Below are 26,435 nucleotides of genomic sequence, written 5' to 3' on the forward strand. Positions count from 1 at the left end.
ACTTATCCTCATAACCAAATTTGCGCGTGATCTCAATTTTTGAATTCACTTTAAAATATGGGTTTATCTTATTCATGTTATCGGTAACATGTTACCGGTAACTGAAATAAATGTGAACCATAACACAAACAATAATTCTTAAAGGTGAACCTATGGAGCAATTAACCCAAGCCCCAGATCCTACGTTCCTACTGACGATTGCAGGCCTTGCCATTGCAGCGTTACTCGTTCTGATCATTAAACTGAAAGTCCATGCTTTTGCTTCCCTTACTATGGTGAGTTTAGGTACGGCAATCGCCACTGGCGTTCCTTCAGAGAAAGTCGTATCGACCATGATGGGCGGCTTCGGCGGCACGCTGGCTTCCGTGGCATTGCTGGTTGGTCTTGGTGCGATGATCGGTAAAATTCTTGAAGTGACTGGCGGTGCGAAAGTGCTGGCAGACACTTTGATTGGTCGCTTTGGTAAAGAGCGCGCACCATTTGCTTTGGGCGTCGCTTCATTACTGTTTGGCTTCCCAATCTTCTTCGATGCTGGCCTTGTAGTGATGATGCCAATCATCCTAAGTGTGGCGGCTCGTTTTGGTGGCTCACCAATTAAATACGCGTTGCCTGCAGCTGGTGCTTTTGCGGTTATGCACGCGTTTGTTCCACCACACCCAGGTCCGGTTGCAGCGGCAGAATTCCTTGGTGCAAACATCGGTCTGTTATTGGTGGTGGGTATTCTGGTGGCTATTCCAACTTGGTACCTTGGCGCTTACCTATTTGGTTTGTACGCGGGCAAAAAATTCGATATCCCACTATCTAAAGCCTTCTTTAATGGCGAAGCGATGGTGGATGAGCGCAACGCACCAAAATTTGGCACGGTTATGACCATCCTTGTGCTGCCAGTCCTGCTAATCTGTTTGGATACGGTACTGAACACACTGGCGGTTGCGGGTGTGATTGATGGCAAAACGGCACTGGTTGAGTTCCTACGTATGCTAGGTAAAACTCCAGTCGCGTTGCTGATTACTTTGATTGTCTGTCTGGCTGTGTTTGCCAAAGACTACGGCATGGCAAAACTAGAAAAATTGTGTGGTGAGTCATTGGCTCCAATCTGTGGCGTTATCCTAGTAACGGGTGCTGGTGGCATGTTTGGCGGCGTACTGCGTTCAAGTGGTATCGGTGATGCACTGGCTGACGTTCTTACAGACACAGGTATGCCTGTGATTGTGGCGGCGTTTGTGATTTCAACCTGTCTGCGTGTTGCTCAAGGCTCGGCAACGGTAGCGCTAACCACTACGGCAGCTCTTATCGCGCCAGTTGTGGCTGCATCAACAGGTTTGAGTGAACTAGACCTTTGCTTTATCGTAATCGCGATTGCGGGTGGTGCAACGGTACTGTCTCACTTCAATGACTCTGGTTTCTGGTTGGTATCTCGTTTGCTTGAGATGGATGAGAAAACCACATTAAAAACTTGGACGGTAATGGAAACGTTACTTGGCGGTATCGCGTTTATTATCGTCGCAACATTAAGCTTTATTCTTTAGAGGTTCCCCATGACAACACTTGAACAACGATTAAGAGATATCAAAATCGTCCCAGTTATCGCAATCAACGACGTAGCACACGCTCTGCCACTGGCAAAAGTGTTGGTAGAAAACGGTTTACCATGTGCGGAAGTGACATTCCGCACCGAAGCGGCGGCGGAGTCGATTCGCATCATGCGTGAAGCGTACCCAGAATTGTTGATTGGCGCGGGCACCGTTCTGACCACAGAACAAGTGGATATCGCGATCGAAGCGGGCGTGGACTTTATCGTTAGCCCAGGCTTCAACCCAACCACAGTGAAATACTGTCAGCAACGTGGTGTGACTATCGTACCGGGTGTAAACAACCCAAGCTTGGTTGAGCAAGCGATGGAAATGGGTCTGCGTACGTTGAAGTTCTTCCCTGCTGAGCCATCAGGCGGCGTAAACATGCTGAAAGCACTGACGGCGGTTTACCCTGTGGAATTCATGCCGACAGGTGGCGTAAGCCCATCCAACGTGGAAGATTACCTAGCGCTGAAATCGGTTGTGGCTTGTGGCGGTACTTGGATGGTGCCAACCGCAATGATGGACAACGGCGATTGGGAAGGCATTGCTGAATTGGTGCGCGCAGTTAAGTAAAACGCACAAACGGCTCCGAAATACCCCGAACGTTAGAAAACGTGATACGAAAAAGGGTCATCAAGTTACTTGATGACCCTTTTGCTTTTTGGAATGAAACGGCTTTAGAAGTGATGCTTCATAAAGCGCTTAATAAAGCGAATGAAATCTGCTTCGGCTAGCTTCGCGCACTTCAATGTTTGGGCGTGAGACAATTCTACATCTCCCAAGCCTTCTGCCATGTTGGTGATCGCACATACTGCCAATACGGGTAAGCCGCAATGCGCCGCAGAAATCACTTCTGGCACGACCGACATACCCACCACATCACCACCGATGATTTGCATCATGCGGATTTCGGCTGCGGTCTCAAAGTTGGGGCCTGTGTAAGAGACAAACACGCCTTCATTGAGGTGAATACCATTGGCTTTGCCGACTTCAAACGCTTCTGCGCGCAGGTCTTTGTCGTACGCATTGGCGAGGCTGAAGAACCTCGGGCCGTACTCTTCATCATTCGGACCGATCATTGGCGATTCAGGCATGGTGTTGATGTGGTCATGAAATACCACCAGAGAGCCGACATCAATACGCTCAGGGCGAAGTGAGCCTGCCGCGTTGGTGACGAGCAGAAACTCACAGCCCAGCTTTTTAAAGGTTCGTACGGGTGTTGTCATGACCTTCATTGAGCCGTGTTCGTAGTAGTGACCGCGACCTTTCATGCACACTACGTCTACGCCGCCCATGGTGCCAAGTACCAACTCACCAGAGTGGCCTTGCACGGTGCTAACCGGAAAGCCTTCGAGCTCTTCGTATGGAATGACCACTTTGTCTTGTAGCTCGTCTGCCAATACGCCTAAGCCTGAGCCTAAAATAAACGCCGCTTTAGGTTGGAAGTTTGGTTTGCGTTCGCGAATGGTTTGTAGCGCGCCGATTACTGGATCGTGATTCATGTTAGTCACCTTCTGGTTGTGTGTTGATTCCATTGTGTGACTTTCTGCGCTGGTTATCTTTGCTTTATTCGCTACTATCATCCTTAAAAAGAGGATGATGAAATTCGCTAGGACTCAATGCATGAAGTCAGAACCATTTGAGCGCGTGACGCTGAAGATGCTGCGTTACTTTTACGAGGTCGCACAAACCAAGCATTTCACTAAGGCGGCCGAGAACCTTAATATCACCAATTCGCCGTTGAGCAATCGCATCAAAGAGTTGGAAGAGGTGCTTAACGTCAAACTGTTTGAGCGTGATTCAAGAAACGTCATGCTGACGGAGGCCGGGCGATTGTTGGAGTCCAAATGCCAACTGATTTTTCAGACCTTGGATGTCTCGCTCAATCAAGTGCAGCAAGTGGGGTTGAACCAGAGAAATATCCTGCGAGTTGGTGTGGTAAGTAGCGCATTTTGGGGCGGATTTGATCGTCTGTTACAGCGCTTCCATGCTGAGCATGACACTTATCACGCCGACATTTTTGACCTTAACCCAGAGACGCAAAAGAAGCATCTGAGCGAGAAGAAAATCGATGTGGGCATTGTACGTTTTGCTGATGCACTCAACATTTATCCGTATCAGTCGGTATCTTTGGGCAAAGATGTGTTTGTGGTGGCGGTGTCGGAGCAACATGAGTTAGCCAGCAAATCTTTGCTGCGGCTCCAAGATTTAAAGACGTGTGAGTTTGCGTTTATGAGTCTGGCGAATTCTGCCTCGGCAAACTTCATCATCAATGCCTGTCTGCAAGAAGGCTTTTCACCCCATATTGGCAAACAAGTGGTGGAGCCAAGCACCTTGATGGCGTATGTGGCAAACAGCAATACCGTGACGTTGGTGCCGTCGACGTTTTCTCAGCATCATTGGCATGGGATTCGTTTTATCAAGCTGAAAGAGTCACTGCGTGCAGACTTGTGTCTGATTCATGATGGTAAGCAGGAGAGTGCTATTAAAGCCGAGTTTATTCGCACGTTATTGGAGAATGCGAGTTAAGCATGGGCAAACAAAAAAAGGTCATCCTAAGATGACCTTTTCAAATGATTCACTGAAATCAGCAATGCGATTAGAGCGTAATTAACGCATCGTTACGAACTCTTCAGAGCCCGTTGGGTGGATAGCCACAACAGAGTCGAAGTCTGCTTTGGTTGCGCCCATCTTCATTGCTACGCCGAAGCCTTGGATCATTTCATCTACCGTGAAACCGATGCCGTGTAGGCCAACAACCGTTTCTTCTTCGCCCGCACATACAAGCTTCATCTTACATGGTTGACGGTGCTTAGTAACAGCGGTGTACATCGCAGTAAAGCCAGATGTGTAGACTTTGATGTTGTCTTTGCCGTACTTCTCTTCTGCTTCTTGCGTTGTTAGACCGATAGTGCCGATTGGTGGGTGGCTAAATACCACAGTTGGTACCAAATCGTAGTCCATCTTCGCGTTTGGTTTGTTGTTGAAAAGACGCTCAGAAAGTTGACGACCCGCTTTCACTGCTACTGGCGTTAGCTCGATACCGCCTTCCATGATGTCACCCACACAGTAGATGCCTTTCACGTTAGTTTCTTGGTATTCGTCTACCTTGATGTAGCCTTTTTCGTTCGTTGCCACACCGGTTGACGCTAGGTTGATTGCGTCTGTCGCTGGGTGACGACCGATTGCCCAAATCAGTTGGTCAACGTTTTGGCTTTCACCGTTTTCTAGGTGCAGAGTTAGGCTGCCATCGGCTTCTTTTACCACTTCTTTTGGTACAGAGTGGGTGTGCAGTTTTGGACCTTCTGCGTCCATCACTTCAACCAATGTATCGATGATCATTGGATCGAAGCTACGCAGTGGTGACTCTTTACGTACGAACAGGTGCGTTTCTGTACCTAGCGCGTGCAGTACGCCAGCAATTTCAACTGCGATGTAGCCTGCGCCAACAACCGCAACGCGTTTTGGTTGCTCTGCTAGATCGAAGAAGCCGTTTGAATCGATGCCGTATTCAGCGCCTGGAATGTTTGGAATAGTAGGACGACCACCAACCGCGATCAGGATGTGATCTGCTGTGTAGTGTTCACCGTTTACTTCGACAGTTTTTTCGTCAACAAACTTAGCAAAGCCTTTAATCACGTTTACTTTATTGTTGCCAAGAACGCGGTCGTAAGATTGGTGAATACGACCAATGTACGCCTGACGGCTCTCAACCAGTTTGCTCCAGTCGAAACCTTTCACGTCGACATCAAAACCGTAATCTTCTGCGTACAGGTTCATTGCTTCTGCGATTTGCGCGCCATGCCACATCACTTTTTTCGGTACACAACCTACGTTTACACAGGTACCGCCAAGGTCTTGAGCTTCGATTAGCGCAACTTTCGCGCCGTACATCGCCGCACGGTTTGCAGATGCGATGCCGCCACTGCCGCCACCGATACAGATATAGTCAAAATGAGTCGCCATTACTTTCTCCAAGAGCTTATAAATTTTATCTGGTACATAGATAGATTGGGATGACCTTGTCCGAACTCAATGCCACCGTTATCCCACTATCATAAATCGAATTCGACTAATTCCTAAATGGGAAAAAGCGACAATACTTATGACAAATAGCGATGAGAGGCACAAAAAGAAGAATAAGCACGACTGGAGGGAGAAGGTGAGAGCATAAAAAAGCGCAACGAGAATATCGTTGCGCTTGAAGATAGCGGTACTGAAGTGCTTACTCTGGCACAATCCAGTCCACTTTCCAGTGGCCAGTTGCTGGTGCGATCGCGTCTTGCAGGAATGGCAGAATCTCTTTCATCTGGCTTTCCAGTTTCCATGGCGGGTTAATCACAATCATGCCGGATGCCGTCATGCCGCGCTCGTTGGTATCTGGTGCAACACCTAACTCGATTTGCAGAATTTTACGAATGCCCAGTGCTTCCAAGCCTTCGATCATATCTTCGATGTCGTGACGGTTTACCACTGGGTACCAAATCGCGTAGATACCGGTTGCCCAACGTTTATGGCTCTGATGAATCGCTCGTACCACATCGCGGTACTCTTTCGCGAGTTCGTATGGTGGGTCAATCAGCACCAAACCACGACGCTCTTGTGGCGGTAGGCTTGCTTTGAGGCGTTGGAATCCGTCTTCTTTGAAGATGCTCACTTGGCGATCACGATGGAATTCTTGCTCTAACAATGGGTGATCGGCCGGGTGCAACTCGGTCAGCACCATGCGATCTTGTGGGCGGATTTGCGCGCGCGCCACACGTGGTGAGCCTGGGTAGTAACGCAGCTTCTCGCCGTTGTTGAGCACTTTAATGGCATCGATGTAGCTTTTGATGTCTTCAGGAATGCTTGGGTTATCCCAAATACGTGCGATGCCTTGTTTGTATTCGCCCGTTTTTTCAGACCATTCGTGAGTCAGATCGTAACGGCCTACACCCGAGTGGGTATCGTGATAAACGAATGGCTTATCTTTTTGTTTCAGCGCATCAAGAATGAGGCTTTGAACGATGTGTTTGACCACGTCGGCATGGTTGCCAGCGTGGAAGCTGTGGCGGTAACTTAACAAATTAAACTCTCGAAACACTCTTTGGCTGAGTGTGGTCTGTGATTTTCACTCTATGGCGGTATTATACTCAAGTAACTTAAAGATGTAGAACTTCCAATCAAATCTGTTTCTCTGATAAGGGGACGCTATTGAAATTTCTTTAAGTCACCCACACTTACTATTGGTAATCGAATTGAACTAGGTAAGTTTCTCGCACTCAAAAGGGTGTGAAATCTCATTTAGGTATAACAAGACTCAAGGACAGAGTAGCGCTGGTTGACTATATGATGGTCATTGCGGCATAGAGAAAGGGAACGGAGCTCCCCCAATCCATGTTGCTGGCTCGTCTGTACATTGAGTTGGCCTATCTACACAAAATAGACAGGCAATCACAGAGTCAAAACACAAAAGGAATTATTCATGTCTAATCCTCTTCTGACGTTTACGGACCTACCTCCGTTTTCTCAAATTAAACCAGAACACATCAAGCCTGCCGTTGAGCAAGCGATTGCTGACTGCCGAGCAAAAATCGATGAAGTTCTACAAGACAACGCTCACCCAACTTGGGACAGTGTGATTGCGCCAATTGAAGAAGCGGATGATCGCTTAAGCCGCATCTGGTCGCCAGTGGGTCACATGAACTCGGTAGTGAACAGCGAAGAGCTACGTGAAGCTTACGAAAGCTGCCTACCAATTTTGTCAGAGTACGGCACTTGGGTTGGTCAGCACAAAGGGTTGTACGAAGCGTACAAAACCATCAAAGCGAGCGAAGAATTTGCAACGTTAACTCGTGCCCAGCAGAAAACCATCACTGATGCACTGCGTAATTTCGAGTTATCAGGCATTGGTTTGCCATCCGATGAGCAGCACCGTTACGGCGAGATCAGCAAACGTATGTCTGAGCTGAGCTCTAAATTCTCTAACAATGTGCTGGATGCCACCATGGGTTGGACCAAGCACATCACAGACGAGAAAGACCTAGCAGGTATGCCAGAATCGGCGCTGGCAGCAGCGAAAGCTGCCGCAGAAGCAAAAGAGTTAGATGGTTACCTCATTACGCTAGATATCCCATCTTACCTACCTGTCATGACGTACTGCGATAACCAAGAGTTGCGTAAAGAAGTGTACGAAGCGTACGTGACGCGCGCTTCTGATCGAGGTCCAAACGCAGGCAAATGGGATAACTCAGAAATCATTACTGAGCAGCTAAAACTGCGCCATGAAATTTCACGTATGCTAGGTTTCAATACTTACAGTGAAAAGTCGTTAGCAACAAAGATGGCTGAAACGCCGGATCAAGTGCTGGGCTTCCTGAATGACCTAGCGACACGAGCGAAACCGCAAGGTGAACGTGAAGTCGAAGAGTTACGTCAGTTTGCGAAAAGTGAGTTTGGTGTTGAAGAGCTGAACGTTTGGGATATCGCTTACTACAGCGAGAAACAAAAGCAGCACCTGTTCCAAATTTCGGATGAAGAACTGCGCCCATACTTCCCAGAGTCAAAAGTCGTGAGCGGTCTGTTTGAAGTGCTAAACCGCGTGTTTGGCATGACCGTTACTGAGCGCGAAGGCGTAGACACTTGGCATGAGTCCGTGCGCTTTTTCGATATCTTTGATGCTGAAGGCACACTCCGTGGCAGCTTCTACCTAGATCTCTACGCTCGTGAACACAAACGTGGCGGCGCGTGGATGGATGATTGTCGTGGTCGTCGCGTTACGCTATCTGGCGAGCTGCAAACGCCGGTTGCGTATCTAACGTGTAACTTCAACCGTCCAGTGGGCGACAAACCAGCACTGTTCACGCACGATGAAGTCGTGACGCTATTCCATGAGTTTGGTCATGGAATCCACCACATGTTGACGCAAGTTGATACAGGTGCTGTTTCAGGTATTAATGGCGTGCCTTGGGATGCGGTTGAGCTACCAAGTCAGTTCCTAGAAAACTGGTGTTGGGAAGAGGATGCGCTGGCGTTCATTTCTGGTCACTATGAGACAGGTGAGCCGCTACCTAAAGCGATGCTAGACAAAATGCTCGCAGCGAAAAACTTCCAATCTGCGATGGGTATTTTGCGTCAGCTAGAATTCGGCTTGTTCGACTTCACGCTTCACACCGAATATGACCCTGAAGTGGGTGCGCGTGTACTGGAAACTCTGGCGAAAGTGAAAGAGAAAGTCGCGGTAGTTCCTGCGGTTGAGTGGGCGCGTTTCTCACACAGCTTCGGCCATATTTTTGCTGGTGGCTACAGTGCGGGTTACTACAGCTACCTGTGGGCTGAAGTGCTGTCGTCAGACGCGTATTCTCGCTTTGAAGAAGAAGGCATCTTCAACAAAGAGACGGGTCTAAGCTTCCTGAACAACATCCTAGAAATGGGGGGCAGTGAAGAGCCAATGGAGCTGTTTAAGCGCTTCCGTGGCCGCGAGCCACAAATCGATGCACTGTTGCGCCATTCGGGTATTGCGGCGTAAATTGAGCAAAAAACATCAAGGCCAACCGTTCGGTTGGCCTTTTTTGTACAGTTTTTATAAAAAATTTTACGGATTTACGTTTCGGTTGATCGGGTTCTGCAACGATATCAATGTCTCCGTGGACTGAACCTCATCAATGGCTTGCAGCTTGTCGATCAGTACAAATTGCAGCTCTTCAATCGATTTGCACATCAATTTGACGAATATGTTATACGCGCCCGTGGTGTAGTAAGCTTCAACGACTTCGTCGAGCGCGTTGAGTTTTTCTAACGCGGAGTGGTAATCACGAGCTGCATTGAGGTTAATACCAATAAAGCAGCACACATCGTAGCCAAGCTTTTTGGTATTGATGATCACCTCCGTTCCCTCGATGATGTCAGCCGACTTCATCTTCTCGATACGCACATGGATAGTGGCAGGGCTGACATCGAACTGCTTTGCCATTTCTGCGTAGGGCGTTCTGGCGTCAGCCATCAGTGTTTTTAATATTGCGCGGTCAAGGTCGTCGAGTTTCGGCAGGCTCGCATTCATACTATGATTTCCGTTAGGGATAGAGTTTTACCTCCCTTTTATACTCATAGCGGATAGGATTCACAAGGTTTGGCAGGAGTAACTGCGGGTTAACTCCGAGCTATGGAGATAATGTGCAGCGTTTTCTGGTTATTGCCGCGCTATGTTGGAGCGCGTTTGCTACGGCCTCAGATCCGAAGGTGTTGGTCGTGCACTCCTATCATCAGGGTTTTTTCTGGACGGACTCCATACAGCGAGGCATCGAGCAACAGCTGGGCGATCGAGCGCTGGACATGCGTGTGCTCTATCTAGACTCGAAACGTAACCAGAGTGAGCAGTTTTTTGCGCAACTAAAATCCTTGTATCTTACGAAATTACGCAAAGAGCGATTCGATGCCATTTTAGTGAGCGATAACAATGCACTTGAACTCATGCAGCGTTTAGCCCCAATCATCAAAGACACCCCAGTTATATTTAACGGCATTAATAACTACCATCCTTCTTTACATCGTTCTCTGAATGCAACCGGAGTCATGGAAGATGTCGATTTGGAAGCGAATCTCGCTCTTATTGAGCGCTTACATCCGAACTACACACAAGTTCTCATCGTCAGTGACCACTCGGTGACCGGTGAGGTGTTGCGTTATCAAATCGACAATTTTGTCCTCAAGTTCCCGCAATATAGAGACAAAATCGTACAACTTGTCCCAGACAGCATCATCGTTCTAAAACAACAAGTCGCAAAACTGAGTTCCGATAAAGTCGTCTTGTTCTGGACCTATTACCGAGATAAACAAGGTATGGTTGGCAGCGAGCGTGACTGGGTTGGTGTCAACAAAGTCTCAAACGCGCCGCTGTTTATGGTGCATGACATTGGTTTGGGTCATGGCGCAGTTGGAGGGGTTATTCAAAGTGGTTATCGGCATGGTATTGAGAGCGCAGAGATGCTTGAATTCGTTTTGGATAACCCTGATCAGCCTCTGCCTGCGGTGAAAAAAAGTGATTCTGAAATAAAGCTCGATTACCAAGCGGTAGCGCGTTGGGGATTGGGGGCTGAACAAGAGGTTTCTGCGGTATTTTTTAATAAGCCAATGAAGCTTTCTGAACGTTTTGCCAAGGAAATTCGCCTGTTTGGTAGCCTGTTTGTGGTGATGTCGGTGGTCATTTTGCTGATGGGTTATTATTTACAGCGGATGCGTCGAAGTGAGAGCGCTGCGCGAGAAAGCCAGGCTATTCTAGAATCGATTTTCGATCAGAGCATGCAGTATATGGGCATTTTGGATGCCAACGGTGTGCTTAAATCGGGCAACGATCACCTTCAATCCTTACTTTATCACCAAGGACTGCGCTTAGACCGACCACTTTGGTTTCACCCCAACTGGAGTGAAAAAGCACAAGCGTTGCTTGAGGAGTATTTCCACGCGCCTCACCATCAAGTGTCGACGTTTGAAGCTGAAATTTGGAGTAAAGAACACGGCGCATTGGTGTTAGAAGTTTCGCTCAAGCCTTTTTCTCAGCAAGTAGGGAATCATAAGCAATACTTGTTTGAAGCGCGCGATATTACCAGTCGTAAATTGATGGAGGACAAGCTCTACCAACGTGAGTCAACCCTACGCAACTATTACGAGCAGCAGCCCGTGATGATGGTGACGCTTGATAGTAATAACCGAATTCAAGAAGTGAATCGATTTGCTCAACTACTTCTTGGCTACAAACCGATGGACATGCTCGGACATCGCCTGAGGGAGTTCTATTTTGATGACAAAGTGCTGTTCCCTCGCCAAGTGTTATTGCAACCCAACCAGCAAGTGCATGGTGTTTGGCGACGTGAAGTCGAGTATCGTCATGCAAATGGTCATCGTGTTTGGGTGCGCGAGAATATTCGTCCGCTGAGTGAATCTGAGCAACTGCTGATTGTGGGCGAAGATATTACCGAAACCAAACTGCTCTCCGAGAAATTGGAATACCAAGCTCGCTATGACTTACTGACGGGGACTTACAACAGAAACCATTTTGAACTAGAGCTTAAGACCGCACTGTGCGAAGTGGACAGCCATCGTCGAGTCCACGCCATGCTGTACCTCGACTTAGATCAGCTAAAAGTCCTCAATGATACGGTTGGGCATGATGCAGGTGATGCGGCGATTCAATTCTGCGCCAGTATGCTGGAAGGCGTTCTGCCGTACAATTCCATCTTGGCTCGAATGGGAGGCGATGAGTTTGCGGTGTTACTCAAAGACTGTGACGAATATGGCGCCATCAATATTGCCAAACTGATCATCTCGACACTAAGCGAACACCTCTTTATTTGGGAAGACACACGCCTGTTCATCAGTTGCTCAATTGGTATCCGTATCATCGATCATACCGCTGATACGCCACAAATGGTGCACGCTCAAGCAGACTCTGCTTGTCACGCCGCTAAAGAGCAAGGCCGTAACCGCTATAATCTATTCAGCTTAGATAACGAAGAGTTGCAGCGTCGTCAGATGGAAATGCAGAGCGTCAATTTGGTGCATGAGGCATTGTCGAATCAACGTTTAGAACTGTTTGCTCAACCGATAAAAAGCTTACAAAAGCACGAGACTCAAATGTATTTTGAGATTTTGGTGCGTATTCGCAATGGGTACGGTGATTATGTTTCTCCTGCGCTGTTTATCCCTGCTTCCGAGCGCTACAACATTGCCCATTGGATTGATAAGCAGGTTATTACTCAAACGCTAGAGTGGTTTGAACAGCGTCCTGAGGTGATTGAACAGCTTGGTCGCTGTTCGATAAACCTTTCAGGTCAATCTATGGGGAATCAAGAGTTTATTGACTTCTTATTGGAGCGATTGGAAAGTTCGACTCTGCCGTGTGAAAAAATCTGCTTAGAAATCACTGAGACAGCGGCGATGAGTAATCTGGATCAAGCTATTGAGCTGTTTACCAAGTTAAAGGCTTTGGGTTGCATGATTGCATTGGATGATTTCGGTTCTGGCTTGTCTTCATTTGGTTACTTAAAGAAACTTCCTGTCGATATCGTGAAAATTGATGGTCTTTTCGTGCAAGATATCAACGTAAATGAAATGGACCGCGTGATGGTTCGTTCAATCAATGACTTGGCGAAGCAACTAGGTAAAGTGACGGTGGCGGAGTTTGTCGAAAATGACCAGGTCATGCAGCATTTGATAGACCTCGGTGTGGACTACGGCCAAGGCTACGGTATTGGCCATCCTAAGCCGCTTTCTGAGCTAGTGGAGCAACTGACGGCTGTATAACCTCTGCGTAGCAAGCTCAACCTAGCATTAATAGGTAACTTAGGTATACACTCAGCGCCAGTTACCTCGATTTTTATTGGAGCCTCCTTTTGCAACTGCAATTGATCTGTGAAAACCCGTCTCAACAATCTCATCTTGATGAACTCGCTGCGCGTTGGCAGCTTTCACACACTGACGATAGCGATTTTGCTTTGGTGCTAACCACCGAGCGTTTGGAGCTACGTAAAGTGGATGAGCCAAAGCTGGGTGCAATCTTTGTGGATTTGATTGGTGGTGCGGTCGGTCATCGTCGCAAGTTCGGTGGTGGTAAAGGCCAGGCAATTGCGAAAGCTGCGGGGTTGAACAAAGGGGCAACGCCAACCGTGTTAGACGGCACGGCAGGTCTTGGTCGTGATGCGTTTGTGCTCGCCTCGCTAGGTTGTAAAGTGCAGATGGTCGAGCGTCATCCAGTCGTAGCGGCTTTGTTAGATGATGGCTTGGATCGAGCGAAACAAGACCCAGAAATCGGCACCTGGGTATCTGAGCGCATGTCGCTAATCCATGCTTCTAGCCATGATGCGCTGGAACAATTGGCGCAAGATAAAGACTTTGTCCAGCCAGATGTGGTGTATCTTGACCCGATGTATCCGCACCCAGAAAATAAAAAGAAGTCGGCGCTCGTAAAAAAAGAAATGCGCGTTTTCCAATCGTTGGTTGGCGCCGATTTGGACGCCGATGGTCTGCTAGAACCAGCCATGGCGTTAGCCACAAAGCGTGTAGTAGTTAAACGCCCAGACTATGCTAACTGGCTGAACGAGAAAAAACCGACCATGGCGATTGAAACGAAAAAAAATCGCTTCGATGTCTACGTTAAAGCATCGATGGCATAACTTCCTGACGGCTCAACTTTTCTTGTCACAGTACGGTGTGTCGTGCTGTGACTCAGCCTCTCTTTCCTAGTCTCTATTGATAGTTTTCTCTTGCTAATTCCCTTCCCTGACTGTATATCTAACTAAGAATTATTATTATTTCACTTGTTGTGATGCGGTCGATAACTGGGAAGCTGGAGTAGTAGAATGGCTAAACGTTTATGTAAAATGAGTCGCAAACAGATCGCGGCAGAACTTGGTGATATCCATCGTTTAGTTGTCGCACCAAAATTCGTTTGTCGTTCTTGCGCACGCTCTTCATCGGCCAAAGATACCCTTTGTAAGCCAGCCGCAATTCCTCCACAAAAATGCCAAGACAAGCCATTGAGTGAGCAACAAGCATGTGGCTTATTGGTTGAAGCTCTGCCAGCACAAGCGATTCCAGTGATCACTAAACAAAGCAACGAAAAAGCCGCGATTGTGAGGCGTGTTGTTGAGCGTGTGAAAGAGAAAAAACAAGCCGAAAAATCTCCGGAGCCAGTAAGAGCCGACGCACCAGTATGGTTTGATTTAGCGGATAAAAAATCGCTCAAGAAAGCGAAAAAAACACTGAAAAAGCACTATAAGCAGCAAAAGAAGTTGCTAAAAGTGGCGAAAAAACAACAAAAGTTACTTAAGCGTCAGCGCAAGCTTGAAGCGCGCAATGCGAAACTAGAAGTGTTGCTGCCAACGCCACCTAATGCTTTGATAAACGCAATCTCACAAGCCAAAGTGCATTAATCAAACAAAAAACGCTCTCCAGTCGGAGAGCGTTTTTTATTGCTGGAATATTTGTTAGTAGCGATGGCGTTACTTATTGGCGTAGCTCATTTCGACGCGCTTTTTCACCCAGGTTTCGTTAATCCATAGGGATAGCATGATGATCGCACCGCCAATGGCGAGTCGCATGACATCAACATCGCGGTTCCAAATCACAATGTTTACAATCAAGCCCGCCGGAACCAATGCATTGTTCATTACTGCCAGTGCACCTGCGTTCACCATAGTCGCGCCTTTGTTCCAAGCAAAGTAACCAAAACCAGAAGCAATCAACCCAAGGTATGTCAGAATGCCCCATTGCGTTGTAGTGGTTGGTAGTTTGTCGAGGTTACCCATGAGCGCGAAAGCCACGGTTGCTACACAAAGTGCACCTAAGTAGAAGTAGCCAAACACGGTGTGTTGTGGCAAATCGACGGGTTCACTCTCCATGATATATTTGTAGCCCACCTGACCGATGGCAAAGCAGAGGTTTGCTCCTTGTACGACCAAAAAGCCCAGTAGGAAATCTTCATTAATGCCTGCAAATTTAATCCAGGCGGCACCAAATACGGCTATTGCAGCGGTAACTAAGTACCAAGGTGAAAAGCGACCTTTCAAGAAGTCATAGATTAGCGTGACGTAAATGGGTGTGAATACGGTGAACAGCAATACTTCTGGCACGGAAAGGAGCAAAAAAGATTGGTAGTAGAAGCAATACATCAAGCCGAGCTGGAAGCCACCGACGGTCATCAGTTTCGCGATTAGGGATTTGCTAACGCCACGGAATTTCAAAAAGGGAATGAAAACCAAACTCGCCAGTGCCACGCGCATGAACACCGAGAACCAAGAATCAACCTGACCGGCGAGGTAAACGCCGATCAGGCTAAATGAGAATGCCCAAAGTAGGGTAACTGCGGATAGATAAGCCATGGATGAGAATCTTTATCAACAACAAATGTGCCCGCAGTCTAACCAAGTTTTATCGTTGCGCCAATCAGTCTTTTAGCGGTACGACCAGCATATCGACTGGTGAGCAGTTAATCAGCTGTCGAGTCGAAGATAGAATCTTGCTCCAGAAATCTTGGTGATGACCACAAACCACCAAATCAATGCTGTAGTCTTGAATGGTATCGCACAGCTCATTACTCAAATCGCCACTACCGACTAAAGTATGGGCAATTGGGTATTGCGCATATTCTGCGAAGTTTGCCAATTGTGTGCGCGATGCTTCCATTGCTTGATGTTGCGCTTCTGCCATATTGATATCGATAAGCCCGGTGTAGAGTTCTGCGTAGTTCACGTCGATGTGAATAAAAGAGACTTTCGCATCCAGAGGTTTAGCCAGTGATACGGCTTTCTTAATCAACACTTTACTGTCGTCTGAAAGGTCGACTGCCACAAGTATGTGTTTGTAACTCATATTGCTATCTCCTTGTAAGGTCATAGTTTTAGATTAGCACCAACCCCAAAAAAAATTTGCTGAAGTGATCTCATATCGGTGCCGTAGGTACAAAGTCTTGTCTCAGTAATCATGTTATAGTGGCGTTATACCCAAGTGACTTTGATATGCTGAAATAAGCGTAGTGTTACTGACTAGAGTTGAAGTGAAACTTCGCCGTGTCTGCCAGACCAAGCTATTCTCGCAGCGTCATTTATTTCGAGGTTACTTGGGTATATTGCATGCACAATAATAGGAGTTAACATGCTGTCTCAAACTATGGTCGAACAATTGAATGAGCAAATTAACCTAGAATTTTTCTCATCCAATCTATACTTACAAATGAGTGCTTGGTGTGAAGACAAAGGTTTTGAAGGTGCGGCTGAATTTTTACGCGCTCACGCCGTAGAAGAAATGGAGCACATGCAACGCCTATTCACTTACGTGAGTGAAACTGGCTCAATGCCAATCTTAGGCGCTATTGATGCGCCAAAGCATGACTTTGCGAGCCTAGGTGACGTTTTCCGCGAGACATTTGAACATGAGCAAATGATCACGGAAAAAATCAACAAACTGGCGCACGTTGCATTTACTAGCCAAGACTACTCAACGTTTAACTTCCTACAGTGGTACGTGTCAGAACAGCACGAAGAAGAGAAGTTGTTTAAAGGGATTTTAGATAAGATCGAACTGGTAGGTGAAGACGGTAAAGCGTTGTTCTTCATTGACAAAGATCTAGCACAAATGGCGAAAGAAGGTTCATCTTCAATCATGGATGCTCCAGCTGCGTAAACGCGTTTTGGGACGTTGTAAGTAGCGGGTAAAGACGAAGTGTTGATCGTCTTTTTCTCTTGAGCATTGTTGAAGATGTAGGGAGGAAAAGATGATCAGTGGAGACACAATCTTATTTGCGCTAATGGTGGTAACTGGAGTTAATATGGTCCGGTATCTCACCGCTCTTCGTTCTCTAATTTATATCATGCGTGAAGCGCATCCGCTGCTATATCAGCAAGTTGATGGTAATGGTTTTTTTACCACTCATGGAAATGTCACCAAGCAGGTGAGGTTGTATCACTACATTAAAAGTAAAGAATATCATCATCACCACGATGAAATTTTTACTGGTAAGTGTGAAAGAGTGCGTGAATTGTTTGTTCTATCGACCGCGTTGCTCGGCGTGACGCTACTTGCGGCCTTCATTCTTTAAGAGTCAATAATCCAGAAGTTGTTCTGTCTGAGATTTTGCGGACATACAGAGCGCTTAGAGTTTAAGCGCTTTTCCCTTTCGGTATTTGTCGGTAGAATGTCGCGCCTAGAAAGCAAGGATGTGCAATGTGCACATCCTTTTTTATTTTGATTCGATACCAATCAGTCTAAGAGCTACCGATGAGTAAGAAATTTGATGTTGTTGTAATTGGCGCAGGCGCAGCAGGTTTAATGTGTGCTGCAGAAGCAGGCAAGCGAGGCCGCCGTGTTTTGGTGCTCGATCATGCTAAAAAGCCAGGACGTAAAATCCTTATCTCGGGCGGTGGTCGTTGTAACTTCACTAACTACGACGTTTCAGCTAATCACTATTTGTGTCAAAACCCGCACTTTGTTAAGTCGGCGCTCTCCCAATACACTAACTGGGATTTCATCTCGATGGTGTGTAAACATGGCATTGAGTTCGAAGAGCGTGATCACGGCCAGTTGTTTTGTGTCGATGCATTTACGGCCAAAGATATCGTGAAGATGTTGTTAGCTGAGTGTGACATGCCGAACATCGAGCAGCGTTACCAATGCGATGTTCATTCGATTGAAAAAATTGATGGAGGCTTTCGTTTGCATGCTGGTACTGAGATTGTCGAATGTGAGTCTTTAGTTATAGCAACAGGTGGCTTGTCGATGCCAAAACTGGGAGCGACACCATTTGGTTATAAAGTCGCGGAACAATTTGGTCTTCGAGTTATCCCAACCACGGCAGGTCTTGTACCATTTACTCTGCATAAAGAAGACAAAGAAGACTTTGCTGAGTTATCTGGTATCGCGGTACCTGCGGAAATTACGGCTGAAGATGGCACCATGTTCAAAGAAGCCCTGTTGTTCACACATCGTGGGTTATCTGGTCCAGCAGTGTTACAGATTTCTTCATTCTGGCGGGCCGGACAAAAGGTGTTGATCAATCTTGTGCCAAACGATGATGTTGCTGAGTTATTAGAACGCAGTCGTGAGAAGCATCCAAATCAGTCACTCAAGAATACGCTTGCCAAAGTGCTGCCTAAGCGTCTGGTTGAAGTCTTAATTGAACGTAAAGAGCTAGTCGATAAACCGCTAAAACAGTTCAATCAAAAGGAGCTTGCGGCGATTGTGGAGCGTCTAGAGCATTGGGATATCGCCCCGAATGGCACTGAAGGCTACCGAACCGCGGAAGTGACACTCGGCGGTGTCGATACTGATCACTTATCCTCGAAAACCATGGAATGCAAAGACATTAAAGGGCTTTATTTTATTGGTGAAGTGATGGATGTGACTGGTTGGCTAGGGGGCTACAATTTTCAGTGGTGCTGGTCGAGCGGCTTTGTTGCGGGGCAGTGGGTTTAATCAAACACCAAACGCAGCCTAACTGCATAAAAGATAAGATACAAAAAGAGCACTGAATAAAAGTCAGTGCTCTTTTTGTATTCCCATAGCGAGTTACTCGTCTTGATACTTTTCGAGTTTGTTATAGAGCGTTTTCACGCTAATGCCTAACTCCTGCGCTGATTCCGTTTTATTTCCTTGATTCTCTTCAAGGGTATTGAGAATGGCGGCTTTTTCTAGCTCTTCTAGCGAAACGCCCGCCGGAACAAGGTCTTCGATGCTGGTGCCTGTTTCCAATGGTGGTGTGTCGAAGATAAGGTGTTCATCTCGGATGGTGTCATCAGCCAAAATGAATGCACGCTCGATCGTGTGTTTGAGCTCACGGACATTACCTGGCCAGTCGTGTGCAGCGATTTTTTGGATCGCAGAGTCAAGAATCGTTTTGGTTTTTGCCTCATTGGCGTTGCGGTGCGCAATAAAGTGCTTGGCCAGACCTACGATATCACCGCCTCGTTCTCGCAGTGGCGGTATCGTTAATGGGAAATGCGATAAGCGGAAAAACAGATCTTCACGCAGGAACTGCTCCTCAATGGCGATTTTAGGATCACGGTTTGTAGCAGCAATGATGCGAGTATTAGCGATATGAACCGTATTACTGCCAACTGGGCGATACTCTCCGGTTTCTAGCACCCGCAATAGCTTCACTTGATGCTCGATAGGCATCTCGGTGATTTCATCTAAAAATAGGGTGCCGCCCTCTGCCTGCTTAAATACACCTTGGTGAGTTTTATTTGCTCCGGTAAAAGCGCCTTTCTCATGGCCAAACAGTTCACTATCAACCAATTCAGGGCTAATGGCACCACAGTTAATCGCTATAAAGGGCTGTTGTTTACGCTCACTCGCTAAGTGGATGGTCTGCGCCACCAGTTCTTTGCCTGATCCACTTTCACCGACAATAAGGACGTTGGCTTCTGTTTTAGCAACGCGCCTGATCATACGATAGAGCTGATGCATCGGAGAGGAAGAGCCGACCAAAAGACCAAATTGGTCAAGATCGCTGGTGGACACTTTACGCCCTTGATCTTGTTTGTGTTGATAGTACTGGCTGACTTCGCTCAGGGTGTCCGTCAGAATGGCAATATCAACGGGCTTTCTGTAGTGAAAAATAGCACCCAAGTTCATCAGCTTATCCAAGTTCTCGTTTGGAGCGCCTGAGCTAATGATGATCAAGTCCATATCGTAGATGTCTTCGATATTAGAAAGACGTTGATAATCTGCACTAGTAAAGTGGGCGACTTCAACAATCGCAACTTCCGGTTTGAGTTGTAGGAAATCTTCAATCCATTGGTCTGCGGCATCGATGTCATGCAGACGAAATTTGTTCAGTTCCTGGCAAGAAGCGATGGCATTTTTAAGTGATGGATCTTGTATTCTTAGAAACAGGCTTGGCATCGACATAGAAATGTCCTCTTTACTATGACAGAAACAATGTACGTGGATTATTCTCACTTCACAAGACAAAATATTGTCAGCATAGATTTAAGGATTTGTTCGGTATTTTTATGTTGTTAGCCCCTTTTTGATATATATCGGTGAGAGCCATCAGTAGATATTTCCTTTTGTTCAGATTTTTATTTTTAAAATAATAATTTTGCTATTAATTGATTCTGGAGAAATAGCCTTTCTGTTTTATCAGGTTATTTCTGCACAAGTGGCGGAGGCTTTATCACCGATTAAAAATTACATTTTTTACGTGTAAATAATTCATGCTTATACTTTATTGCTCATCTCATTTTTACCTCTTTCCTTTATTAGTCACTTAAAAACAATGAGTTATAAAGTTGGCACATGGTTTGCTCCTAGGGAAGTGCAACGTCAATAAAGGAGAATTACCATGAATAACATCGCAGCTAAAATTGTACTTACGTCAGTTCTTGCTACTTCATCTACAGCAGTCTTAGCGAGTGATAAATGGGAAAAAGAATCCATGGACGCTTGGCTAGATGGTAAAGCTGAAACCACACTACTGCTAAACAGCAATCTCAACTCTTTTGATATCAATACCGATGTAGAGAATCAGGTCGTTACCCTTTCTGGTTCGGTAAACAATGATCTTGAAAAATCACTTGCCGAAGAGCTTGTTACTGGTCTTGATGGTGTGAAAAAAGTAAACAACGAATTGTCAGTAGTGAATGAAGGCAAGAAAGAAACTGATTCAGAAGCTTTAGCTACACTGACCGATTCTAAAATCACGACTATAGTTAAAACGCGCCTACTAATGGATACCAATGTGAGTGGTACGGATATTGATGTAACGACAGAACGCAAAACGGTAACGTTGGCAGGTAAAGTTAATTCAGATGCGGAGCATGATCTTGCAATTTCAATTGCAAATAACACCAATGACGTAAATAAGGTGATTGATAAGCTAGAAGTGGTTCAATAATAGCGAGCCGAGTGATTTAACCCACTTTTATTAGGAGGTAACACTATGGTTCGTTGGATGTTTATTTTTCTGGCACTGGCACTAATTTCTGCACTATTAGGCTTTACCGGTATTGCAGGAGCTGCTGCCTCTATCGCGCAAGTGATATTTTACCTATTCCTACTGTCATTAATTGTATCAATAGTGATTGTTCTACTGGGAAGAAAAAACGTAAATAGATAGGAGATTCCATGCGACTTACGTCATTTATTTACCGTATCGCCGCAGTATTCGGTTTGGTGTTTGCGTTGGCAGCTTGTAGTGAAGAAGGGCCAATGGAACAGGCCGGCAAAAAGATAGATGAAGCCGCCGAAGAAACCCAAAATGCGATTGAAGATGAATGTGAAAACATTAAAGAAAACCTAAACGCTGAAGACCAAGACTGTTAGCCGAATTAGGTTAGGTTTTTTACGCATAGCTATGTAAGAGAGGGGCGGTCAATCACCGCCCTTCCTTTTGTCCCAATTGTTTACAATCAGATAAGGAGTCAAAGATGAAAAACATATTTGATGTACTGAAAGAGAGTCATGAAAAGCAACGCCTTTTACTCGATGCTCTGATGGAAACGTCTGGAGATTCCCCCGCTCGTGAAGAGTTTTATCACAACCTTAAAGAGGAACTCGAACAGCACGCAGCGGCAGAAGAGCGGTTTTTCTACGCGCCTTTAATAGATAGTGATAAGACCATTGATCTCACTCGCCATGGCATCGCAGAGCATCATGAAATTGATAAAGTGATTGCACAGCTTGATGCAACCGATATGAGCTCGCCAGCGTGGCTCAACCTAATGAAAACCTTGCGTCACAAAGTGTTGCACCATCTTGAGGAAGAAGAGCAGCGTTTCTTCCAGTTAGCCGGTAAGGTAATGACCGATAAGCAGAAAATGAAACTAGCGGATGGTTATGTTGAAGAGATGGTAAGCTAGGTAGAGTGTTGGACCTTTTCGTGCCATTTCGGCACGGGAAGGCACTCAATCAAGGCGTTTACTAAAGTTCATGTATCCAAGCTCAATCCCCCGCGTATTCTAACTTCCACTAAAAAGTGCACTCGCTGAAGGCAAGGAGAGCGAATGTTTATCATCAAATATTATATTCTTGGCGCTCTGATCAGTTTATTGGCCGCTATCTATACGCCTCAAATTATCGTTAGTTTGCTGTTCTTATGGATATCGCTTTCTTTAGCGTTGGTCAGCGTAGCCTACGTATTCGACATTCCCTCTATTTTTAGAAAAAACCAAGATGGCAAGATTGTCAGGTGGATTCGCTGGGCATTCATCCCATTTCTATTGGGGGCTAGAGCGTATAACGCCTGGGAAAGACGGCGTGATACAGTGCCTCCAATCCAAAAAGTCAGCGACAATTTATACCTATCTCGCCGTTTGTTTCAGAGTGACTTAGATTTTCTCGAATCCAATGAAATCTCTTGTATTGTCGATGTCACCGCAGAATTTGCAGGCCTTGAAAGTGCGATGACCGACAAGCAGTTTCATTACCTTTCGATTCCGGTACTCGACCACAAAGCCCCAACGCTAGAGCGCCTTCGCCATGCGATTAACTGGATTGATACTCAAATCTCGTGCTCGCGGGCAGTGGTTGTGCATTGTGCGTTAGGGCGTGGTCGTTCAGTGTTTGTTGTGGCGGCGTATTTACTGAGCAAAGACCCGTCACTGACGGTTGAATCCGTGATGAAAAAAATCAATGACGTACGCAGTACCGCGAGATTGAATAAATTACAGATTAGAACGTTACGAGCGATCAGTGAAAAAGGCGTACTAGGGCTGGATCAATCCACTTGGATGGTGGTTAACCCTGTTGCAGGTGGCGGAAAATGGGAGGAAAACGAACAGCACCTGATTCGTGAACTAACCAAAAAATATCGCTTGAGTATTCATCAAACCACCACAAACCTCAGCGCCGAGCAGCTAACACAACAGGCAAAAGAAAGTGGAGCTAAGCAAATCATCGTAGCTGGTGGCGATGGCACAGTAACAGAGGTGGCGAGCCAATTGGTGGATACCGCCCTAAAACTCGGTATTGTTCCGCTCGGAACTGCCAATGCGTTATGTCATGTGCTCTATGGCGTTGGCGCAAAATTATCACCGGTCGAAAAAGCGTGTGAAGCGTTGCTTGGCGGACACTGCCAACGTATTGATACTGCGGAATGTAATCAGCGGCTTATTTTATTGGTCTTAGGCATTGGGCTAGAACAGAAAATGATCGAGCACGCTCAGCGAGAAGAGAAAAATGTTTTTGGACAACTCGCTTACCTCACCGGCTTTTTTAATGCTGTAGTGGCGGAAGAAACGCAAGCTTTAACCGTATCGTTAGACGCTCCAACTGAAGATGGAAACCACGACAAGAATACACAAACGCTTGACGTCCATAGTTTTGTCGTTGCGAATATCGCTCCATTTAGTACGTTGCTTGCCCAAGGTGGTGATGCGCCGCAGCCTGATGATGGCAAGCTGCATATCACATATTTAGATAACACCGAGTCTTTAGGCGGACGTCTTATCGCCTTGTCGGATCTGACATTAACGAGCGTAGGCGCACAGGAAGAATCGACACATTTTCAATACGCGACGGCTCAGAGCGTTACTATTTCTGCGAATAAACCGATTGAATATGTGATTGATGGTGAACTGTATTCTGATGAGCAACTGGCAATCAAGCTGCGTCCAAAGTCATTGAACGTATTTGTTCCAAGCCAGAGACGTAAATCAGCTTCGCTTTAACACAGATAATCCGCGGATAACGCGCCATTTGCTTCGTATTCTACATGGCGCTTTTTCTGTGCTGTTTGATGATTTGGTGTGCGTCGTAAAAAGGCTATCAAGGTCGCTGCGTAGATGCAGCGGCTTTTGTCTATCTGCACCTTTTTATTAGGTTGATTGGGGATGAGGGTTAAACAAAGTGAAGAAAGAAGGGCGAGTATAATTACTCACCCTGAGGTAAGTGCTTTTCAATTTCATCGTTTTCAACTTGTAAAGCAGCTAACCAATAAGAAACAAGTGCGGTTAAGTTGGTGTCGTCAATGGCTCTAAGCAGGGCTTTTAAATCATCTAACAGTAATTTATTCATAAAATGCATTTCTTTGTAATTACCTAGCTCGGCAACGCCGTATTCGGTGGCATTTTCTGCAATGAATTGTTCACCATCTTGGTCGAAAAACAGCTTCGCCATCTTTTTGATCATCACTTTTTCTATTTTCACGAATCGATATGCCGCTCTTGCGAGTGTCATATGTGATTGCGGGTTAACGAGAGGCAAACACGTTTGGCGATGGTGTGTCATTTTTACGAGTAGCTCCCTTACTCGATTGTTATCCAATGTCATAGTGACCTCTTTATTTGTGATTATTGTCGTGGGACATTTCTCGTGACGGTTATGTTAATGCGCCTGTGGGCTTGTCAGAAATGGCCAAAGCAAGTTGGCCATTTCTTTGCTCAATACCGAGCTTTATTGCAAGGGCGACCACCAGGTTTTAGCTAATAAGGCTGATGCTGCTGAGTTTTTCTTTGCAACTTTTTATATCGCTACGAACTTTCAGCAGAACCGAGTTATCCGCCTGCTCTGGGTGGGAAGTAATCAAATTCTCAATCTCTTTGAGTACCTTGCTTTCGACACCTTCAAGCTGTTCTAAATACATTGACTCTTTGTCAGAGGACACTTCCTTCATCACGTCGCTGTAGACCTCACGCGCCTTGATGGTGTAGGAAACCGGAGTGTCGTCGGCAGATTCTTCATTGTTACTTCCTAGAGAGTAGGGAGTGAGCTCAATGACTGCATGCTCACGTACTCTGAGCAGTTCTACCAACACATTATTCAAAGAAGTGTTGTCGATGTTCTCGATGGCCTTGTTGTAAATTTCATTTCCGCTTTCGATAAGCTCAATGATTGAGGCGATGTTTTCATTTTTCATATGCCACTCCTTATTTACTGGTGATAGGGGTGTTTGAGCGTATGGAATACAAACACGATGTTTCATCTTTAATTGCAGGTTGTATGCCAATGAATTTTAAGTCTTATTAATCAGTGACTTAATATCTTTTTTTGCAATAACTTGCTAACAGTCGGTAAGGCGCTAAGAAAAAATTACAAGAATGGCGGGGAAAGCTTGGAAAGAATTACACGTACAGATACGGCTTTTTATCGAAATGAAAATAAAATCAATAAAAAACAATAACTTAAAATTCTGGCATGGATATGGCTTTGTAGGGAGTAAGTGAGGTCAAACATTGTTTCACTTGATTCACTATTCAACTCATTAATGGAGGCTAGTTATGGCTACTACAAAAGAAAGCACAGTAAAACCTCAAGAGCAGTTAGAAGAAGCATATCACTTAGCGGAACAAGCCACGACGGAAGCCGTTGGCGCGATGAAAGACCAAGCCAAAGAGAAGCTGGATGTCGGTGCACAGCAAGTTCAGCAGGCGACTAAGTCGGCAGAAAATGTAATCAAGGAGCGCCCATTGCTGAGCATAGGCTGTGCCTTCCTTGCTGGTTGGGCGGTTTCGAAGCTGATCAAATAATAGTGGTCACCAAGGATTAAGCCACACAACAGAAAGGCGAGGCTTCACATGAATAACTCAGGGCAAGTTACCAATCAGCAATCAGGCTCGGCGGCTTCAGACAGCGGCCGAGCCCCTGATGGGGCAGAAGAACAGGATATCCAACAAACCATTAATGGTTTGAGTAGCATTCTTGCGCAATTGGACCAACTGACGAAATCGCTAAAAGCATGGTCAGGTTCAACGTTGGATTTGTTCCTCTTGGAGATGAAAGTTAACGTGTCCGCAGTGCGTCAGATTTTGCTGTGTACCGTTGTTTTTACCCTATTGTCGGTATTGTTCGTATTCAGTTTGTGCCTTGCCTCTGGGGTGGTGGCTTATCAGTTAACTGCCAACGTATATGTTGCCGTGGGTGTATTTATCACATCATTAGGCTTGGCATTATTTGCTTTAGCCTGGTGGCAGAAGCGTTTAGTTGGATTTCTTGGATTCAAAAATACGACAGAACAATTACAGGAGGGGTGGGATGCGCTCGCTACAAAAGCTCAATCGAGCCATGCGGATCAAGCGGATGGAAGGTAAAGCGTCTCTAGAGCAATGCTGTTTGTCGATGGAAATGTTCACGTTTACCACCAAGAAGTTTGTGAGAGAAAACCCTTGGACGACATTAGGCATTAGTGCTGTCGTTGCCGTTACCGCAGCAAAAGCAGGTCGATTGTCTCGACTGACTTCTTCTATTTCGTCAATGGGGCTATTGGTTAGCAGCGTGTCTGATATTACCGATTCGCTCACAAAGCCGGTCGCGGCAGCTTCTCTGGATGAGTCAGATGCGGAGCAAAATGGAAATGCAGCAACACAAGTAAGCAACGCTGCGACGACAGAGGGCGAACCACTCTAACAGCGGATTTCACCGCAAAATTTTCTTACCGATTCTGAGCTTATT

Annotated in this window: 27 protein-coding genes; 18 read left to right on the top strand and 9 right to left on the bottom strand. The window is 46.1% G+C overall.

What is annotated here, in order from left to right:
- Positions 1-152 precede the first annotated feature (152 nt).
- Positions 153-1,529, top strand: coding sequence for a GntP family permease (locus R7Q48_RS18960; protein WP_012841240.1), 1,377 nt, complete (start codon positions 153-155; stop codon positions 1,527-1,529).
- A 9-nt stretch (positions 1,530-1,538) separates the two neighbouring features.
- On the top strand, positions 1,539-2,150 hold the full coding sequence (locus tag R7Q48_RS18965) for a bifunctional 4-hydroxy-2-oxoglutarate aldolase/2-dehydro-3-deoxy-phosphogluconate aldolase (RefSeq protein ID WP_025624148.1): 612 nt from the start codon (positions 1,539-1,541) through the stop codon (positions 2,148-2,150).
- A 104-nt stretch (positions 2,151-2,254) separates the two neighbouring features.
- On the opposite strand, the gene xapA is transcribed toward R7Q48_RS18965, so the two are convergent.
- On the bottom strand, positions 2,255-3,079 hold the full coding sequence (gene xapA, locus R7Q48_RS18970) for a xanthosine phosphorylase (RefSeq protein WP_005379149.1): 825 nt from the start codon (positions 3,077-3,079) through the stop codon (positions 2,255-2,257).
- Between the two features lie 121 nt (positions 3,080-3,200).
- Here xapA and R7Q48_RS18975 point away from each other — a divergent pair, with 121 nt between their 5' ends.
- Positions 3,201-4,106, top strand: a complete 906-nt coding sequence (locus R7Q48_RS18975; protein ID WP_005379156.1) for a LysR family transcriptional regulator — start codon at positions 3,201-3,203, stop codon at positions 4,104-4,106.
- 81 nt (positions 4,107-4,187) lie between these two features.
- Here the strand turns inward: R7Q48_RS18975 and gorA are convergent, their stop codons facing one another.
- Entirely contained in the window at positions 4,188-5,543 is a 1,356-nt protein-coding gene (gene gorA, locus R7Q48_RS18980; RefSeq protein ID WP_005379157.1) for a glutathione-disulfide reductase, read from the bottom strand.
- 259 nt (positions 5,544-5,802) lie between these two features.
- Positions 5,803-6,642, bottom strand: coding sequence for a 23S rRNA (adenine(2030)-N(6))-methyltransferase RlmJ (locus R7Q48_RS18985; protein ID WP_005379158.1), 840 nt, complete (start codon positions 6,640-6,642; stop codon positions 5,803-5,805).
- Between the two features lie 399 nt (positions 6,643-7,041).
- Between R7Q48_RS18985 and prlC the strand changes: the two genes are divergently transcribed.
- Positions 7,042-9,084 (top strand): oligopeptidase A, encoded by a 2,043-nt coding sequence (gene prlC / locus R7Q48_RS18990; protein WP_256903260.1) that lies wholly within the window; start codon positions 7,042-7,044, stop codon positions 9,082-9,084.
- Positions 9,085-9,150: 66 nt separating this feature from the next.
- Here the strand turns inward: prlC and asnC are convergent, their stop codons facing one another.
- Complete coding sequence (gene asnC, locus R7Q48_RS18995) at positions 9,151-9,615, bottom strand: transcriptional regulator AsnC (RefSeq protein ID WP_005389595.1); 465 nt, start codon at positions 9,613-9,615, stop codon at positions 9,151-9,153.
- 113 nt (positions 9,616-9,728) lie between these two features.
- On the opposite strand from asnC, the gene R7Q48_RS19000 reads away from it, so the two are divergent.
- The 3 genes from R7Q48_RS19000 to R7Q48_RS19010 all read left to right on the top strand — a co-directional run bounded on the left by R7Q48_RS19000 (position 9,729) and on the right by R7Q48_RS19010 (position 14,482).
- A complete protein-coding gene (locus R7Q48_RS19000; protein ID WP_256903259.1) occupies positions 9,729-12,854 on the top strand; it encodes an EAL domain-containing protein in 3,126 nt (1,041 codons plus the stop codon).
- An 89-nt stretch (positions 12,855-12,943) separates the two neighbouring features.
- A complete protein-coding gene (locus R7Q48_RS19005; protein WP_005379162.1) occupies positions 12,944-13,723 on the top strand; it encodes a class I SAM-dependent methyltransferase in 780 nt (259 codons plus the stop codon).
- 186 nt (positions 13,724-13,909) lie between these two features.
- Positions 13,910-14,482 carry a hypothetical protein gene (locus tag R7Q48_RS19010; protein ID WP_171343024.1) on the top strand — a complete coding sequence of 191 codons (573 nt, stop codon included), beginning with the start codon at positions 13,910-13,912 and terminating at the stop codon, positions 14,480-14,482.
- Between the two features lie 69 nt (positions 14,483-14,551).
- Here R7Q48_RS19010 and R7Q48_RS19015 read toward each other — a convergent pair whose 3' ends face one another.
- Both R7Q48_RS19015 and uspA read right to left on the bottom strand, forming a co-directional pair.
- Entirely contained in the window at positions 14,552-15,430 is an 879-nt protein-coding gene (locus R7Q48_RS19015) for a carboxylate/amino acid/amine transporter (protein WP_025768287.1), read from the bottom strand.
- 64 nt (positions 15,431-15,494) lie between these two features.
- A complete protein-coding gene (gene uspA / locus R7Q48_RS19020; protein ID WP_005379165.1) occupies positions 15,495-15,920 on the bottom strand; it encodes a universal stress protein UspA in 426 nt (141 codons plus the stop codon).
- A 282-nt stretch (positions 15,921-16,202) separates the two neighbouring features.
- On the opposite strand from uspA, the gene ftnA reads away from it, so the two are divergent.
- From ftnA to R7Q48_RS19035, 3 genes are all read left to right on the top strand, one after another.
- Positions 16,203-16,730 (top strand): non-heme ferritin, encoded by a 528-nt coding sequence (gene ftnA, locus R7Q48_RS19025; RefSeq protein ID WP_005379167.1) that lies wholly within the window; start codon positions 16,203-16,205, stop codon positions 16,728-16,730.
- Between the two features lie 91 nt (positions 16,731-16,821).
- Positions 16,822-17,145, top strand: a complete 324-nt coding sequence (uspB, locus tag R7Q48_RS19030; RefSeq protein ID WP_005379169.1) for a universal stress protein UspB — start codon at positions 16,822-16,824, stop codon at positions 17,143-17,145.
- A gap of 179 nt (positions 17,146-17,324) precedes the next feature.
- Entirely contained in the window at positions 17,325-18,518 is a 1,194-nt protein-coding gene (locus R7Q48_RS19035) for an NAD(P)/FAD-dependent oxidoreductase (protein WP_065274997.1), read from the top strand.
- 93 nt (positions 18,519-18,611) lie between these two features.
- Here the strand turns inward: R7Q48_RS19035 and R7Q48_RS19040 are convergent, their stop codons facing one another.
- A complete protein-coding gene (locus tag R7Q48_RS19040; RefSeq protein ID WP_005382945.1) occupies positions 18,612-19,955 on the bottom strand; it encodes a sigma-54 interaction domain-containing protein in 1,344 nt (447 codons plus the stop codon).
- A 436-nt stretch (positions 19,956-20,391) separates the two neighbouring features.
- Between R7Q48_RS19040 and R7Q48_RS19045 the strand changes: the two genes are divergently transcribed.
- The 5 genes from R7Q48_RS19045 to R7Q48_RS19065 all read left to right on the top strand — a co-directional run bounded on the left by R7Q48_RS19045 (position 20,392) and on the right by R7Q48_RS19065 (position 23,716).
- The gene (locus R7Q48_RS19045) at positions 20,392-20,943 is read left to right on the top strand and encodes a BON domain-containing protein (RefSeq protein WP_005379174.1); all 552 of its coding nucleotides are present in this window, start codon (positions 20,392-20,394) and stop codon (positions 20,941-20,943) included.
- Between the two features lie 57 nt (positions 20,944-21,000).
- On the top strand, positions 21,001-21,165 hold the full coding sequence (locus tag R7Q48_RS19050; protein ID WP_411913275.1) for a DUF1328 family protein: 165 nt from the start codon (positions 21,001-21,003) through the stop codon (positions 21,163-21,165).
- 8 nt (positions 21,166-21,173) lie between these two features.
- Positions 21,174-21,371, top strand: a complete 198-nt coding sequence (locus R7Q48_RS19055) for a hypothetical protein (RefSeq protein ID WP_005379178.1) — start codon at positions 21,174-21,176, stop codon at positions 21,369-21,371.
- 104 nt (positions 21,372-21,475) lie between these two features.
- On the top strand, positions 21,476-21,907 hold the full coding sequence (locus tag R7Q48_RS19060; RefSeq protein WP_017821107.1) for a hemerythrin domain-containing protein: 432 nt from the start codon (positions 21,476-21,478) through the stop codon (positions 21,905-21,907).
- A gap of 144 nt (positions 21,908-22,051) precedes the next feature.
- Entirely contained in the window at positions 22,052-23,716 is a 1,665-nt protein-coding gene (locus R7Q48_RS19065) for a diacylglycerol kinase family protein (protein ID WP_318132408.1), read from the top strand.
- A gap of 202 nt (positions 23,717-23,918) precedes the next feature.
- Here the strand turns inward: R7Q48_RS19065 and R7Q48_RS19070 are convergent, their stop codons facing one another.
- Complete coding sequence (locus tag R7Q48_RS19070) at positions 23,919-24,317, bottom strand: hypothetical protein (protein WP_005379193.1); 399 nt, start codon at positions 24,315-24,317, stop codon at positions 23,919-23,921.
- Positions 24,318-24,465: 148 nt separating this feature from the next.
- Positions 24,466-24,903, bottom strand: a complete 438-nt coding sequence (locus R7Q48_RS19075) for a DUF2383 domain-containing protein (protein WP_065274999.1) — start codon at positions 24,901-24,903, stop codon at positions 24,466-24,468.
- 361 nt (positions 24,904-25,264) lie between these two features.
- Here R7Q48_RS19075 and R7Q48_RS19080 point away from each other — a divergent pair, with 361 nt between their 5' ends.
- The 3 genes from R7Q48_RS19080 to R7Q48_RS19090 are packed head-to-tail and all read left to right on the top strand — an operon-like array spanning position 25,265 to position 26,390.
- Complete coding sequence (locus R7Q48_RS19080) at positions 25,265-25,513, top strand: hypothetical protein (RefSeq protein ID WP_005379196.1); 249 nt, start codon at positions 25,265-25,267, stop codon at positions 25,511-25,513.
- A gap of 48 nt (positions 25,514-25,561) precedes the next feature.
- The gene (locus R7Q48_RS19085; protein ID WP_005379198.1) at positions 25,562-26,074 is read left to right on the top strand and encodes a phage holin family protein; all 513 of its coding nucleotides are present in this window, start codon (positions 25,562-25,564) and stop codon (positions 26,072-26,074) included.
- A complete protein-coding gene (locus R7Q48_RS19090; RefSeq protein ID WP_005379200.1) occupies positions 26,064-26,390 on the top strand; it encodes a hypothetical protein in 327 nt (108 codons plus the stop codon). The genes R7Q48_RS19085 and R7Q48_RS19090 overlap by 11 nt, the downstream gene beginning before the upstream one ends.
- The last annotated feature ends 45 nt before the right edge of the window (positions 26,391-26,435 follow it).

This window comes from Vibrio sp. 378, from assembly GCF_033339435.1.

Bases quoted from the DNA above. Each gene is read 5' to 3' on its own strand.
- R7Q48_RS19015 (WP_025768287.1), bottom strand. From the start codon at position 15,430: ATGGCTTATCTATCCGCAGTTACCCTACTTTGGGCATTCTCATTTAGC.
- R7Q48_RS19055 (WP_005379178.1), top strand. From the start codon at position 21,174: ATGCGACTTACGTCATTTATTTACCGTATCGCCGCAGTATTCGGTTTG.
- R7Q48_RS19085 (WP_005379198.1), top strand. From the start codon at position 25,562: ATGAATAACTCAGGGCAAGTTACCAATCAGCAATCAGGCTCGGCGGCT.
- prlC (WP_256903260.1), top strand. From the start codon at position 7,042: ATGTCTAATCCTCTTCTGACGTTTACGGACCTACCTCCGTTTTCTCAA.
- R7Q48_RS19075 (WP_065274999.1), bottom strand. From the start codon at position 24,903: ATGAAAAATGAAAACATCGCCTCAATCATTGAGCTTATCGAAAGCGGA.
- uspA (WP_005379165.1), bottom strand. From the start codon at position 15,920: ATGAGTTACAAACACATACTTGTGGCAGTCGACCTTTCAGACGACAGT.
- R7Q48_RS19035 (WP_065274997.1), top strand. From the start codon at position 17,325: ATGAGTAAGAAATTTGATGTTGTTGTAATTGGCGCAGGCGCAGCAGGT.
- gorA (WP_005379157.1), bottom strand. From the start codon at position 5,543: ATGGCGACTCATTTTGACTATATCTGTATCGGTGGCGGCAGTGGCGGC.
- R7Q48_RS19080 (WP_005379196.1), top strand. From the start codon at position 25,265: ATGGCTACTACAAAAGAAAGCACAGTAAAACCTCAAGAGCAGTTAGAA.
- R7Q48_RS19045 (WP_005379174.1), top strand. From the start codon at position 20,392: ATGAATAACATCGCAGCTAAAATTGTACTTACGTCAGTTCTTGCTACT.
- ftnA (WP_005379167.1), top strand. From the start codon at position 16,203: ATGCTGTCTCAAACTATGGTCGAACAATTGAATGAGCAAATTAACCTA.
- R7Q48_RS19060 (WP_017821107.1), top strand. From the start codon at position 21,476: ATGAAAAACATATTTGATGTACTGAAAGAGAGTCATGAAAAGCAACGC.
- R7Q48_RS19040 (WP_005382945.1), bottom strand. From the start codon at position 19,955: ATGTCGATGCCAAGCCTGTTTCTAAGAATACAAGATCCATCACTTAAA.
- xapA (WP_005379149.1), bottom strand. From the start codon at position 3,079: ATGAATCACGATCCAGTAATCGGCGCGCTACAAACCATTCGCGAACGC.
- R7Q48_RS19090 (WP_005379200.1), top strand. From the start codon at position 26,064: ATGGAAGGTAAAGCGTCTCTAGAGCAATGCTGTTTGTCGATGGAAATG.
- R7Q48_RS18975 (WP_005379156.1), top strand. From the start codon at position 3,201: ATGAAGTCAGAACCATTTGAGCGCGTGACGCTGAAGATGCTGCGTTAC.
- R7Q48_RS19070 (WP_005379193.1), bottom strand. From the start codon at position 24,317: ATGACATTGGATAACAATCGAGTAAGGGAGCTACTCGTAAAAATGACA.
- R7Q48_RS19010 (WP_171343024.1), top strand. From the start codon at position 13,910: ATGGCTAAACGTTTATGTAAAATGAGTCGCAAACAGATCGCGGCAGAA.
- R7Q48_RS18960 (WP_012841240.1), top strand. From the start codon at position 153: ATGGAGCAATTAACCCAAGCCCCAGATCCTACGTTCCTACTGACGATT.
- R7Q48_RS19050 (WP_411913275.1), top strand. From the start codon at position 21,001: ATGTTTATTTTTCTGGCACTGGCACTAATTTCTGCACTATTAGGCTTT.
- uspB (WP_005379169.1), top strand. From the start codon at position 16,822: ATGATCAGTGGAGACACAATCTTATTTGCGCTAATGGTGGTAACTGGA.
- asnC (WP_005389595.1), bottom strand. From the start codon at position 9,615: ATGAATGCGAGCCTGCCGAAACTCGACGACCTTGACCGCGCAATATTA.
- R7Q48_RS18965 (WP_025624148.1), top strand. From the start codon at position 1,539: ATGACAACACTTGAACAACGATTAAGAGATATCAAAATCGTCCCAGTT.
- R7Q48_RS19065 (WP_318132408.1), top strand. From the start codon at position 22,052: ATGTTTATCATCAAATATTATATTCTTGGCGCTCTGATCAGTTTATTG.